The sequence below is a fragment of the Sporosarcina sp. ANT_H38 genome, assembly GCF_008369195.1.
In the GTDB taxonomy this organism is placed as follows: Bacteria; Bacillota; Bacilli; order Bacillales_A; family Planococcaceae; genus Sporosarcina.
This window is the reverse complement of the sequence record NZ_VOBC01000002.1, coordinates 17,735-31,347: the sequence shown is the minus strand read 5'-3', so window position 1 is coordinate 31,347 and position 13,613 is coordinate 17,735. Positions and strand designations below refer to the sequence as shown.

13 protein-coding genes and 1 pseudogene are annotated in these 13,613 nt (G+C 35.6%); 13 read left to right on the top strand and 1 reads right to left on the bottom strand.

Annotated elements, in window-relative coordinates:
- Positions 1-167: 167 nt before the first annotated feature.
- From FQ087_RS12275 to FQ087_RS12230, 10 genes and pseudogenes are all read left to right on the top strand, one after another.
- Positions 168-800: a hypothetical protein gene (locus tag FQ087_RS12275; protein WP_149580892.1), complete on the top strand. Its 633-nt coding sequence runs from the start codon at positions 168-170 to the stop codon at positions 798-800.
- 909 nt (positions 801-1,709) lie between these two features.
- Complete coding sequence (locus tag FQ087_RS12270) at positions 1,710-2,138, top strand: DUF4181 domain-containing protein (RefSeq protein WP_149580891.1); 429 nt, start codon at positions 1,710-1,712, stop codon at positions 2,136-2,138.
- A 134-nt stretch (positions 2,139-2,272) separates the two neighbouring features.
- The gene (locus tag FQ087_RS12265; protein ID WP_149580890.1) at positions 2,273-2,638 is read left to right on the top strand and encodes a DUF5412 family protein; all 366 of its coding nucleotides are present in this window, start codon (positions 2,273-2,275) and stop codon (positions 2,636-2,638) included.
- Between the two features lie 138 nt (positions 2,639-2,776).
- Positions 2,777-3,364: a histidine phosphatase family protein gene (locus tag FQ087_RS12260; RefSeq protein ID WP_149580889.1), complete on the top strand. Its 588-nt coding sequence runs from the start codon at positions 2,777-2,779 to the stop codon at positions 3,362-3,364.
- A gap of 124 nt (positions 3,365-3,488) precedes the next feature.
- Complete coding sequence (locus FQ087_RS12255; protein ID WP_149580888.1) at positions 3,489-3,974, top strand: DinB family protein; 486 nt, start codon at positions 3,489-3,491, stop codon at positions 3,972-3,974.
- Positions 3,961-5,934: pseudogene (locus FQ087_RS12250) on the top strand (S9 family peptidase). The gene FQ087_RS12255 and the pseudogene FQ087_RS12250 overlap by 14 nt, the downstream one beginning before the upstream one ends.
- Before the next feature lie 798 nt (positions 5,935-6,732).
- Positions 6,733-7,233 (top strand): hypothetical protein, encoded by a 501-nt coding sequence (locus FQ087_RS12245; protein ID WP_255452313.1) that lies wholly within the window; start codon positions 6,733-6,735, stop codon positions 7,231-7,233.
- Between the two features lie 437 nt (positions 7,234-7,670).
- Positions 7,671-8,156 (top strand): hypothetical protein, encoded by a 486-nt coding sequence (locus tag FQ087_RS12240; protein ID WP_188006735.1) that lies wholly within the window; start codon positions 7,671-7,673, stop codon positions 8,154-8,156.
- Positions 8,157-8,215: 59 nt separating this feature from the next.
- Positions 8,216-8,692, top strand: a complete 477-nt coding sequence (locus FQ087_RS12235) for a barstar family protein (protein ID WP_149580887.1) — start codon at positions 8,216-8,218, stop codon at positions 8,690-8,692.
- A 137-nt stretch (positions 8,693-8,829) separates the two neighbouring features.
- On the top strand, positions 8,830-9,216 hold the full coding sequence (locus FQ087_RS12230) for a hypothetical protein (RefSeq protein WP_255452312.1): 387 nt from the start codon (positions 8,830-8,832) through the stop codon (positions 9,214-9,216).
- A gap of 172 nt (positions 9,217-9,388) precedes the next feature.
- Here the strand turns inward: FQ087_RS12230 and FQ087_RS12225 are convergent, their stop codons facing one another.
- On the bottom strand, positions 9,389-9,919 hold the full coding sequence (locus FQ087_RS12225; protein ID WP_149580886.1) for a GNAT family N-acetyltransferase: 531 nt from the start codon (positions 9,917-9,919) through the stop codon (positions 9,389-9,391).
- Positions 9,920-10,225: 306 nt separating this feature from the next.
- On the opposite strand from FQ087_RS12225, the gene FQ087_RS12220 reads away from it, so the two are divergent.
- The 3 genes from FQ087_RS12220 (at position 10,226) to FQ087_RS12210 (ending at position 13,577) form a co-directional block, all read left to right on the top strand.
- Complete coding sequence (locus FQ087_RS12220) at positions 10,226-10,663, top strand: VOC family protein (protein WP_149580885.1); 438 nt, start codon at positions 10,226-10,228, stop codon at positions 10,661-10,663.
- A 627-nt stretch (positions 10,664-11,290) separates the two neighbouring features.
- The gene (gene murQ, locus FQ087_RS12215) at positions 11,291-12,175 is read left to right on the top strand and encodes an N-acetylmuramic acid 6-phosphate etherase (protein ID WP_149580884.1); all 885 of its coding nucleotides are present in this window, start codon (positions 11,291-11,293) and stop codon (positions 12,173-12,175) included.
- A 22-nt stretch (positions 12,176-12,197) separates the two neighbouring features.
- Positions 12,198-13,577 (top strand): PTS transporter subunit EIIC, encoded by a 1,380-nt coding sequence (locus tag FQ087_RS12210; protein WP_149580883.1) that lies wholly within the window; start codon positions 12,198-12,200, stop codon positions 13,575-13,577.
- Positions 13,578-13,613 lie beyond the last annotated feature (36 nt).

Genomic DNA, 13,613 nt, shown 5'->3' with positions numbered 1-13,613 from the left:
TCAGTAACGAATGGCGTATTCTAAGCAGAATCATTTCAGCCAGTATTGGTTTCTCTGATTGATGGTTAATTTTGAACACAAAATATTCATATCTATCTAGAATTCGGTTGCTATGTCCAAGCTCCCTTAGTTCTTTTCCATATATTAATAAAGAAGGAGGTGAGAAAATGAATAATGATAGACATAACGATTTATGCAAGGAGAATGATAAAGAAAAAATAGAATCAGCACACCTAGAGTGTATTGACCGTGCTTACCGTATTCCCATATTTTTAAGTACGACAACGCATTTAAATGACAACCAACAACGGTTTCTAAACCGTCTAATTTTTGAGATTGAGAATGCTTTGCTTTTTCCGCGTACATTACCCTTAAGCGAAAGTTATCCCGAATCTATTTTAACTGATATACGTCGGTTAGTTTCATCAAGCTATGGAATGTTGGCAGTAAACCTTCGTCGTTTTAAAATTCAAACAGTTGAAGTCAATACTGGACCCCCTCCACCATCCACTCCATTCTGGGAAGGATCTGTTTATTCACAAGTAGAACCTTCAATGGCCTTTCAATTTGGACTACCCCTTTTATTAGTAAGGGAAGAAGATACTGACACAAATAATGGGATTTGGGCTGGTGGAATTGCCCCACTCAACCTATTTATTGTTTGGCATTCTGAAACTCAAACTGTTGAGCAGTTCTTTAAAACACCCGAATGGAGATCCGCCTTTGCAAATTGGTGTGCACAGGTCAGAAATGCTTTTTATATTCAGACAGAACCTACATTCAAGTACAGATGCAACTGATAAACCTGTACTTTAGCATCGAGTCGAAAATATAGAAGGTTTATTCATCTATATAAAATAACCAAGTTTCATCGCATAAAGAACCTGAATTACGTGTGATACCAGCTTTTTTTAGTAATAAAGTTAAATACATCCGTGAAAGGCTTTATATCAACCAGAGGTGCGGGTAACATAAAACCGTTCAACAATGGGGGAATCCAGTTCACATGCTTAATGGAAGCACCTACATTTAGAATGTATAGCTACGTTGAATCAAGGGCTGGCATCCGAAACGGTTGTTATAAGTCTTATAGCAAAATGTATTTGTCCTTATAAGGATAGGGAGACGACCTGCGAAACCTCTGTAATGGAGGTAGAGGAACAGGCCCAAGTCTTGCGAAATGGAATGATTATTTTCCAAGCGTTCGTCGCACCGATCGGGCAAGAACGTGGGATTTGCACAGTGCTAGCTCTTAGCAGAAAGAATTTAGGCACTATATTTGTCTAAGGGTAACGAGGAACTTTTAGTCTAGTACAAATCGTTAGATGGTACGCGGAATGACGGGAAACTGTCACGTTCCGTGCGGAGCAGAGGGAAAGCTGGAGATAACATCAAATACTTACCTATTGCCAACTTAGTTTAATAAGAAAAGGACTTGCGTTTATGATTAATTTCTATATATGCAAGTCCTTTTGTTATGCTCTCATTAGAAAAGTGAATACTCTACTGTACCTTATATATATTGCCATTCTGTCCCTTTGGATTCTTTTCGCAAAAGGAATTCATAAACCACATAGCAGTTGTGCAAACAACAATCTTCTATATAATCTCTTCGTACCAATATTTGTAAACGTGTTACACTTTACTAAACGATTGATTATTTCGTTATTCAACTAACGGGACAGTTTAGTTAAATAAGGGGGTATTGTATGATTTGGATAAAAATCGCATTTTTTTTATTGATTTTGTTTGTTTTAAATACAATAGTTAAGTTACTTTTGAGAAAAATACTCAAAATCGAGAAAGAAAAAAAACCCTTTTTTTCATACAATCACATCAACGAATTGCATGGGAAAATTGATTGGACTATCAGAATTACTTCTATGATTGCACTTATCGTTATCAATAGCTTAATCATAATTAAAGATTATTCGATAAACCTGTTACTAATTGCATCGTTTTTCTACATTGTAGTAGATTACGCAGTAAGGGCATTTTTCGAGTGTAAATATTCGCAGAACCCCAAACAATATATTCTAACTATTAGCGAAGGGATTTTAAATTTAATTGCCATAATTTTAATGTTTGATTTCTTATTAAATTATTTTCTTATTGAACTAACGGGGCAGTTTAGTTGAAGAATAAAACTTAGAAACCAGCTATAAACTGAAAGAAAATTCGAACTTGAAGAGTGTTAATTACGTCCTCAAAAAAGATGAAATATTTGTATAGAATTACTAATATGAATGATTTTAGGGGGACGATGAATAAAATGAGTAAGTTAATCAAAATTTCATTATTGATTTTGTCAATCATTATTTTGTTGGGCATATTATTTTTGTATCAAGTATTAAACCCAACGCTAAGTAGTATTCAAGTGAATGAGAATAATGAAGAAGGTATTTATATTTCGCCAGATGGGGAGAAAAGTATAACGGTTTATTTCAACGGAGGTCTAATATTCCATAACGACGTAACATATGTGGGGGTGTTAAAAGATTTTAACTCAGGTCTGAAAAAGAATATTTTTCTTGTGATGCCAAATGTTAAAGAAGTTCGATGGATAGATAATGGAACGATTGTAGTTAATGGTATAGAAATTGCTATTGATGATACCTATGACTTTAGGAATGAATAAATTAAAAGAATTTAAACGGATTAGATAATTTCGATAGGTTAAATAATGAATAGAAATAGAGAATCCTATTCACTAACGGCGTGCTTTAGTAGTACAGGGCTGTCGGTAAATTTGATACACTTTTGGGGGAAATATATTATGAGTACATTTGTTTATATGGTGAGACACGGTGAGTCGCCAAAAGAAGGAAATGAAAGAACAAGGGGATTAACCGAAAAAGGTTATTTAGATGCTCAACGAGTAACCGACATAATGAAAGATGAAGAAGTTGATGCAGTTGTTTCAAGTCCATACGTACGCTCAATTTTAACTGTTGAAAAGTTAGCTCAACAAATAGGGCAAAAAGTTTTAGTGTTTGAAGATTTAAAAGAGAAGGTATTTTCTTCTGAAGACAATCGAGTATCTGATAAGGAATTGGTTCCACTTTTGAAGAAGTCATTTTCCGAATCAAATTTCTCTTTAGAGGGAGGAGAATCAAATGCTGATAGCCAAAAAAGAGCTATAAAAGTCTTAAAAGAATTATTAGATACTTTTAGAGATAAAAAAGTAGTGATAGGTACTCACGGGGCAGTTATGACCTTGATGATGGGATATTTCGATAGCACTTATGACTTGAATTTTTTACATAGCACATCAAAACCTGATATTTATAGCATGGAATTCAATGAACAGAATTTAGTGAATGTTCAAAGGTTATGGAGTGTAAATATTGGTGTGAACCAATAAAAAAAATTTTTGTTATTGAACTAACGGGTGCTTTAGTTGAACGACAGGGGCAGGTTAGTTGTAGAAAGAAATAGTTGCATTTACATCGAAATATAATGTAATAAGATAGATTGGAGTGCTTACAATGATTAAATTCTTTGAATACAACTGGCAGGTAAGAGATGAATGGTTTGTCTGGTGCCATCAACTGACAATTAAAGAGTTGTTAAAAGACCGTAGGGGTGGAGTAGGAAACATATTATATACACTTTTTCATATAATTGATGTGGAATATAGTTGGATTCGAGGAATTCAAGGCAAAAAAGATATTGTACTTCAGTTTGCCGATTATCATACACTTGAAAAGGTTAAATCACTTTCAGATATAACACGAAATGAAATAGCTGAATTTATAAAAACAAATTTTGAAGGTTTAAAAGAAAAACTAGTCAGTGTTTCTTGGGATGAAGATAAATACACTTTTGATGATATATTACACCATATAATTACTCACGAAATTCACCACATAGGTCAACTTTCTGTCTGGGCAAGAGAATTAAAACTAAGCCCTGTACCTGCAAACTTTATTGGAAGAGAGTTAACGAGGGGGTTTATTAATGAAAATGAATGAAGAAACATATCTAAGTATAGAAGAGATTATTTCATTACCAACTTTTCAGATACAAACATAAGTGAAGATGGCAAAAACGTAGCATTTGTCAAGAAGACAGCTAACTGGAAAGATAATAAATATAGGAATCATGTATGGATATATGAAAAAGATAAGGAGCAGTGTTACCCATTAACAACTGGGGATATAGATAGTACATACCCATTATGGTCTCCAGATTCTAGGAATATCGCATATCTTAGCCCAGTTGGTGACGGGGATAATAAGAAAAATCAAATCTTTGTTAAGTCAATAGATGGTTATAGTGGGGTTCAAATTACTGATGAGAAAGAAGGGATCAGTAAATTAAAATGGGAGCCTACTGGCAAGGGTTTTTATTATGTTGCACAGTCAAAAGAATCTGAGGCGATAAAGAAACGTAAGGAACTATATGGAGATTTTCATCATATAGGTAAGGAATACCAGAATAATTGTTTATATTACATTGAAATACAAAATGATAAATATGAACATGAAAATAGCGTTGTTTATCAACTAACTGATGGTCAGAATTTTCATATTCATGAATTTGATATTTCAAATGATGGGGAAAAGGCTGTATTTATGGCTACACCAACCCCGAATTTTGAGGATTATAGTAATGGAGATCTATACATACTAGCTATTAAAGCTGGAGAGTTACAAAAGATGAATATAGATAAATTGTTGGGAGGGAGCGTGTGCTTTTCTCCTGAAGGCAGCAAAATATGTTACTCAGCAAGCATAATGGAGAAGGATTATTATAAGACCCATAAACAAGACCCATATACAAGACAGTACACTAGAGATATATGATATTAATAATGGAGAGCTAATTCAACCTTTAACAGATTTTGATAGTACGGTTATTCCATTACGGTGGACAGCTAAAGGAATTTTAATTAGATGGCAGTATAAAACGAATTACCTTATTGGGTTGTTATCTGAGAATGGCACTGTGGAAATGTTAAGCGAAAAAGTAGGTAGCTTTATAATGGAAGCTTCTATAACAAGGGATGGAATTTATATATCCTATAATAAGGCATTAACAAATGAAACCTTTGAAATCTATTTAGATGATAAAAAAATAACGAATGAATATAGTTTTTTCAAAGGAAAGCTTAAAAGTAACAGGGAAATAATCTCATGGCAAAGTAGTGATGGTCTTGAAATAGAGGGAGTTTTATCAACCCCAGTAGAGTTTGACGCAAATAAAAAATATCCTTTTTTAGTGGTAATCCATGGCGGACCGGCTTGGGCATCCTTTCCAATATTTTCAGACTGTTTTAATGAGAAATATCCTATTGAACAGTTTGTCGAAAAAGGTTTTATAGTTTTAGAACCAAATTATAGGGGGAGTTCTGGTTATGGTAATGAATTCTTAAAAGCAAACTATAGAAAACTGGGAATTGTTAACTACGATGATGTTGTATCTGGAGTGGATAAACTAATTGACAAAGGGATTGCAGATAAAGATAGAGTAGGGGTTATGGGATGGAGCAACGGGGGTTATATATCAGCTTTCTGTTCTACATTTAGTAGTAGATTTAAAGCTATTTCAGTTGGAGGTGGAATTACTAATTGGAGTACTAACTATGTAAATACAGATATACCTTACTTTATTAAGATGTATTTAGGGGATAATCCATGGAATGATCCAGAGATATATACTAAAACATCACCAATGACATATATTAAATCAGCCTGTACGCCCACTTTAATCCAACATGGCGAAAAGGATGCAAGAGTTCCAACTCCAAATGCATATGAGCTATATCAAGGATTAAGGGATATGGAAGTTGATACAGAATTAATTATTTTTAAAGGAATGGCATATAGTTCTTACCAGCCAGAAATTAATGTAGCTATTATGAAGCAGAATTTGATGTGGTTTTCACATTATATTCTTGGAGAAAGTATGAAAGATTTTAAGGTTTTATGATTAATAAAGGGATATCCTCACGGGATGAAACAGTCTTCATAAGGAAGCTGTTTTTCTTATTTAGCCTGTGATTGTAGCTCTATGATTTTTATGTGAATTTCCAATTTATAATACGTTAGCAATTACATTGACTTACAATTTTATTGCAACGTTATGGCATTAAGCTGCCTTTCCCTTTATAGGTGTACGGAAATAATATAATTGTACAGTTATGAAACTGGATCCCAGCAAAAGAACTGAGCATTATTTCTCACTCAGTTTTTTTATTTACACAAAAAAGACTTTTAATTAAACCTGCTAATAGTTTGTGAAGAATTACACTTAAAGTAACGGATGCTTTAGTCGAACAACAGGGGCTGCTTAGGTAGCTCTTTTCTTCTTTAACTAACGGGTGGTGTAATTCAAGAATAGGAATGTCGATAGATGGTCTTTTTTTATGTTTTTAAAGCGTCATAACTTTAAGAAATTGCGCGGTTTAAAAATTCAACCAGGTGATAGTGTTCCTGGTAAAAATACAAAAGCACCTGTATTGGTGACAGATCCGGGTCTGTGAAAATTTAAATAGGAATTAAGTAATGCAAACGAAACGGAGTAGCAAATGCTACTCCGTTTTATGATTTGTCTCAGGGTGCACAAGCGGAAACAATTAACTTGAATATAATAGTAAAGAATCTAACGAAGGAGGTGATTTTTTTGAGTTCATGTGAACGAAATTGCTCATGCAGTAGTTGCAAGAAATGTCTCTATCCATTACCTCGATGTACTGTAGGTTCTCGAGGATCAGTAGGGCCACCAGGAGTGCCAGGACAACAGGGACCACCAGGACAACAAGGACCACCAGGGCAACAGGGACCACCAGGACAACAAGGACCACCAGGTGCAGGAATTCCTGGATTTGCTTTTATTTATGACACAACCCAACAAAGCAACCTCGCAAGTGGTGCTCAAGTTACCTTTAATACAAATGGAAATATTACACCACCCGGGTTTGTGACACATTCTGTCGGAACAGCACCTATTACTATTACCCAAACTGGAACGTATCTCATTACTTATGAAGTATTTCCTCAACAGGGAACTTCTGCATTCGCTTTATTTAATGGCAATAACCAAATAGCAGGTTCCAATTATGGTTCGGGGTCTGGTAATCAAACATATAGTGGCCAGGTCGTTACTACTTTAAATGCGTCGGATGTCATTACTTTGAGAAATATCGATGGACAGACTACTTTGTCTAATAATGTTTCACCTAGTACTCCGGTAAACAGTGCTTCTATTGTGATTCTAAGATTGGCATAGTGCTTTTTTTATCTTATGTTTGGGTTGAAAGCTCCCTTTGAGTTTTCTAGCCAGAGGAAAGATCGTTGACACGCGAGAGGATTCTCCCCCCTATGTACCCGAGCTGTGAAGCGAAGTCACTTGGGTACATAGGGGTGACTTCTTGTCTCGAGAAAAAAAGAAATGGTATTGTGTGTGCCACTAATAGCCACGCAGAAAATACACAAGAGGATGGCCTGAGGTTGTTTGTAGATTGGGCTACATGCAGTTTTTAATTTGCAAGTAAGGTTGAAAATTTATTGATTGTTTTTTTAGCCTCAAAATATGGAGTGAAATGTAAACGCGAAAGAGTCCCATTTCAGGGATTCTTTTTTTGTTATTTAACTAACGGGGTATGTTAGTTAAACAAGAAGTAGTAAAATGGATTTTATGAAATGCTATTTGTAGAAGGAGTAATCATGAATAAAAACGAGTTTTTTCAATCCCTTGAAGAAATAGTTGTTGACCCTTTGTTTATTGGCGATAGTATGCAAGACTTAGTCGAAGAAACAGCAAACAACACTTGGTCAATGTCTATCAGCAAGGAATTAGCGACTGAGATAGTAGTGGAAGATTTCACAGATTTTTTCCAAAGAGTGATGACGAACAGACGCGAACAAATAAGAAGTTCAAAGAATCAAGATAGAATGCTCTTCTATATTTGGTTCGATTGGCAATCAGCACAAATAAAGTTTAATTTAATATCAGATTATGACACTGCCTTACCATTCGGATGTGAAATCGAAATTACACATAAAATTGAGCCTATTATTGAGGAGTTTCTAAGATTTCCATATCACGATGGCTTTCCATTTGAAGAGATTAGAGATTATGATGTTGATGAAATGGAAGAAGAAGTAAAAAGAGAAGCATTGAAAGTATGCCTCTTCAAAATAAATCGATAATCTTGTTCAACTAACGAAGCAGGTTAGTTGAATTAAAAATCTATATTGCGAGGTGTAAAATGGAATACTGGAAGGAACTTATGCAGGATGGGTGTGTTACTCTGTTCTGGAATCATAGCATTTATGAAGAAAATATTGAAACAGTTAGACAAGAAGGTTTTGATATATATTCCTTTGATTGTACTGAATGGGAGACGGACAACTATCACAAAGATTTAGCCAAAACTCTTAAATTTCCAGCCTATTATGGTGAAAATTTAGATGCGTTTAACGATTGTTTATCTGATAAGGTTCCTGATCATAAAGGTTTTGTATTAGCATTTAGAAATTATGATATTTTTGCAAAGAAATATCCTGAAATTGCTTTTAATATTCTAGATATTATACAAGAAAAATCGTGGCAATCTCTAATTGAAGGTAAGTTAGTATTAAGCTTTGTTCAATCTAATGATGGGAAATTAATTTTTCCGCCATTGGGAGGAATGATAGCCGATTGGAATACAGATGAATGGTTTGATGAAAATAGAGGTCTTTAAAATCTTATTGAACTAACGGGTGCTTTACTTCTATTAGGGGTTAAGCACCCTTTTCTTATTCAACTAAAGGGCAGGTTAGTTCAAGATGAAACTTATGATAGAGTATTTCCGACTATATATATAAAGGGGGCATTACATTGGTTCAAAAGTTATTTTATGTCCTGATTGCATTAGCGTTATTTATGATTAGTGGATGTTCGAATGAAGGGGAAGTAACCACAGTAACAATTGATAGTATTGATGCAGAAGAAGTTTTAACATTGGACTCTGATGCTGATATTTTTCAGTATGATGGAGTTATCTACAAAACTAATATTGATTGGGTTGAAGAATTGTCTTTAACAAAAGATATTCAAATTGGTGAAATAAAAACAAAAAATGATGCAAATACAAATTTTAAAGATGAGATGTCGAATAAACTTCCTGTTGGTGCAAAGATTTTTTCCACCAAAGAAAGAGGAGATATTTTAATTGTTGAATCTGAAGGAGAAATCAAAAAATATCTTGTAATCGTTGAAGGGTAAACAAGCCTTGTTGAACTAACGGGGGGCAGTTTAGTTAAATAAGAGAAATGAAATTCCATTCTTTTTATGTCACATTCGACACATACTGTTTAACTTATTACGTTAATTAAACTTTTCAATACAAGATAGTGCACAGCCTACATTCATCAAAATGTAGGCTATGCACTATCAGTTAATCTGTCATTAATTTGGAATAAATACTGAGATTAATAAACTTTCCTTTTGATTTTTCGCATATTCTCATTGTTCCTTCGAATGTAAAGTTTAACTTTTGTAAGACTCTTATGGAATTGATGTTTTCAGGTTCGACTTTTGCTTCTATTCTATTGAATTCTAAAGTGTTAAACGCATAGTCCATTAAAGAGAGAATGGCTTCGGGCGCATATCCCTTGCCCCAAAAAGATTTACTAATGTCGTAACCGATTTCAGCTTTGGCATTTTCGAAATCTAAGGAATTGTAACCGCAGGAACCGATAATTTTATTTGATTCTAATTCAATTATTGAATAACGAATAGCTATGTTTTCTCGAGATAACTTATCAAGTATTTCAATCATATCTACTGCTTGACTTTCATCGGTGAAACTATTGATATTCATAAACTGTGTAACATCTGGATCAGACCAAATTGTAAACAAGCTAGCCGAGTCAGATGATTTCATTTTTCTTAACACTAATCTTTCTGTTTGTAGTTCTGTAATCAATATTTTCACCTCCATTATATTTTTATGTTGGGGTCAAGATATTGATATCTGCGCATAGTTCAGTCCCTTCATGTTTCAAGTTAATATTATTATACAAGCTATAAAGGATGAAACAAGAAAGTTTAAAGATTTTGGTTGTGTCACAGTACGAACAAAATGTACTGTAGAAGAAAGAGTGCCCTGTTCAACAATCAGGCCATTTTATTAAACAAGGATATTTTCGATTTTCAGCGAATTAGAACTACAAACAAACGTATCAAGAATACAGGATATTGCAAAATAACAGGAACATAGGAGGTATGAGATTTGAAAATCCAAAGAATAGATCATGTGGGTGTAATCGTAAAAGATCTCTCTGCCGCTAAAGATTTTTTTCTCGATTTTGGCCTTGAGGTGCAAGGGGAATGGGAAATGGAAGGAGAGTTGATATATCAGGTATTTGGGCTTAATGACGTTAAAGTAGCATGTGTAGGATTGGGGACGCCAGACGGTCAGGTATGGATAGAGCTAATCAAATTTTATAATCCGTCAGATGAAAGAGAAATTCAGCAACCTTTCGCAAATACTCTGGGTATCCGGCATATTGCATTTGCTGTTGAAGATATTGAAGCTGTTGTTGACAAGTTGAAAAAGAAAGGTACGAAAATCTTTAGTGAGATACTACACTATGAAAAAAGTTATAAGTTATGCTACTGTAGTGGGCCAGAGGGAATTATTTTAGAGTTGGCGGAGCAAATCAAATAAATTATAGGTAATTAATAGTTATCGGGCCTATAATTGATGGATTTTGACAGACCGCCAGTGAAATATGTAATCACGCCAATAAAGTTGTTCCGCAAGCGAGCGCGATTGTTATGTAAGCTTTTCTGTTCTTATTCAACTAACGGGTGCATTAGTTAAAAATCAGGGGCTGCTTAGGTATTAGTTTTTCTTGAATTGACACTCTTATCAAATCCGTATATTTTTATTGGATTAGCAGTTTTATTAGGAAAAAAAGATGAGCGTATGTTGAAGTGACTTTAGTTAAAAAAGAACAAACGTATTAAGCTACAGAGGCTTTAGTTGAGCAAGGAATCGAATGCTTAGCTTTGAGGTAAGTGAAGCAGAAAAGTACTTTCTTATGATGAAATGTATCCAAAAATAAGAAGCATTGGTGCTATAACCGATGCTTTTTTCGTCGTTGACATAAGCGCTATTGTTAGCGTTTTTTATCTCTAGTTCCTATGAAGAGAGTCCGTTAAACCGAATAGGGCTTTCTATTTTTTTATTCCTATATGAAATTAAAATTCAGTAATATTTAGAATAATGTTGACATATAGTTTCTTATAAGTACAATGAAATGAAAAGTACTAGTTTACGAGGGGCGATAGAATGCTTGGGAAATTATCTACGGAAAAGAGAAACAGTAAGACGATGCAGCTTGATGAAATGTCTTTGAGGGGAATTCTAGAAGCGATGAATCAAGAAGATAGTACAGTTCCTTCTGCCATCGCAAACGAGCTTGATCATATTGAAAAAGTTGTTGAATCTGTTATCCAGTCGTTTAAAATAGGTGGTCGTCTCATTTATGTTGGGGCGGGAACGAGCGGAAGATTGGGAATTCTTGACGCCGTTGAATGTGTTCCTACATTTGGAGTTTCACCTGAAATGGTTCTTGGCTTCATTGCTGGCGGAATGGAAGCGTTTACAGCTGCGGTTGAGGGGGCTGAAGATAGTGTGAATTTGGGCGCGCTAGATATGGAATCAGCCTCAGTTTGCGTGAAGGACACTGTCATTGGAATAGCCGCAAGCGGTAGGACGCCGTATGTCATAGGTGCTTTGGATTATGCACGAGAAATAGGTGCGAAAACGGTTGCAATTTCTTGTAATAAAGATGCTGAAATAAGCAAGCATGCCGAAATGGTAATTGAAGTGGAAACTGGACCTGAGATCTTAACGGGGTCAACAAGATTGAAAGCGGGAACAGCCCAAAAGTTAGTGCTGAATATGATTTCTACGGCATCCATGATTGGAATTGGGAAAGTATATGAAAATCTAATGGTCGATGTCCAATCTACTAATGAAAAGTTAACAGAGCGCTCAAAAAGAATCATTATGGAAGCCACTCAAGTTGACTATGAGACAGCCGAGAACTATTACGAAAAAGCACAGAAGCATGTAAAAACCGCTATTGTCATGATTTTGCTTCAAAGTACGTATGAAGAAGCGGTTGAAAAATTGGCACTAACGGGCGGCTTTGTCCGAAAGTCTATATAAATAAGGAAATGGGGGGATCGGGATGAAAAAGGAAGAGCGTATGGCCCAAGATATTTTTGCGAATATCGGCGGTAAGGAAAATATACAGCGGTTATCCCACTGTATGACTCGTTTGCGCTTGGCATTAAAAGATGATAGTAAGGTGAATCTTGACACATTGAGAAAAGTCGATGGCGTGATGGGGGTCATTGAAGATGACACTTTGCAAATTGTAGTGGGGCCGGGGACGGTCAATAAAGTTGCTGCGGAGATGAGCAAAGTCACAGGACTGGCGATTGGGGAAGAGTCAGATCCAGATGAAAATGATTTAACTTTTAGTGAAAAAGCAGCAAGAAACCAAGCTAATCTTAAAGCGAAGAATAAAACGCCATTTAAAATGCTACTTCGCAGAATTGGTAGCATCTTTATTCCACTCATTCCAGGTCTGGTTGCATCGGGTCTAATTAACGGAGCTGCCAACTTCGCGAAAAACGCGGGTGTAGATCCGACGTTAACATGGATGCAAATTTTACTTCTTCTTGGAAGCGGCATTTTTATGTATCTTGCAATTTTGGTAGGCTGGAATACAGCTAAGGAATTTGGGGGTTCACCAGTACTTGGTGCAATTGCTGGAGCCTTTTTGTTCAACCCCGCACTTGCAGATATTACGATTTACGGTGAGGCATTAGTGGTCGGTAGAGGCGGCTTATTTGGTGTCATCTTTGCGGCTTGGTTAATGACTTGGGTTGAAAAGCGTGTCCGATCTGTTATGCATAGTTCAATTGACATTATATTTACTCCATTACTTACCGTATTGGCTGTAGGCTTCTTTTCACTTTATGTAGTAGTTCCGGTTGCTGGTGTTCTATCTGATGGAATTACATCCGGACTCAATGTTATTTTAGATGTCGGTGGTGTTGTTGCAGGTGCCGTTCTTGCAGGTTTCTTCCTGCCATTGGTTATGGTAGGACTTCATCATGGTTTGACACCTATTCATCTAGAATTGATCAATACTGTTGGTTATACGGCATTATTACCAATACTAGCAATGGGTGGTGCAGGTCAAGTTGGGGCAGCCATTGCGATCTTTGTGAAAACTAAAAACAAACGCTTGCGTAACACAATTAAAGGAGCACTTCCAGTAGGTTTTCTAGGAATCGGAGAACCATTGCTTTACGGGGTAACTCTCCCACTAGGACGCCCATTCCTTACTGCTTGTATGGGTGCGGCAGTTGGTGGTGCTTTCCAGGCAGTTATGAAAGTAGCTTCGCTTGGTATCGGCGTATCTGGTATTTCGTTGATCCCACTTATTGCAGACAATCAATACTTGTTTTATTTCTTTGGACTATTAATCGCCTATACATTTGGATTCCTATTCACTTTCTTGTTTGGGTTCAAGGAAGAAATGGCGGACGGTATTTAAAAAAGGGGGGCTTACCCCCTTTTTTTATTTTCAGAA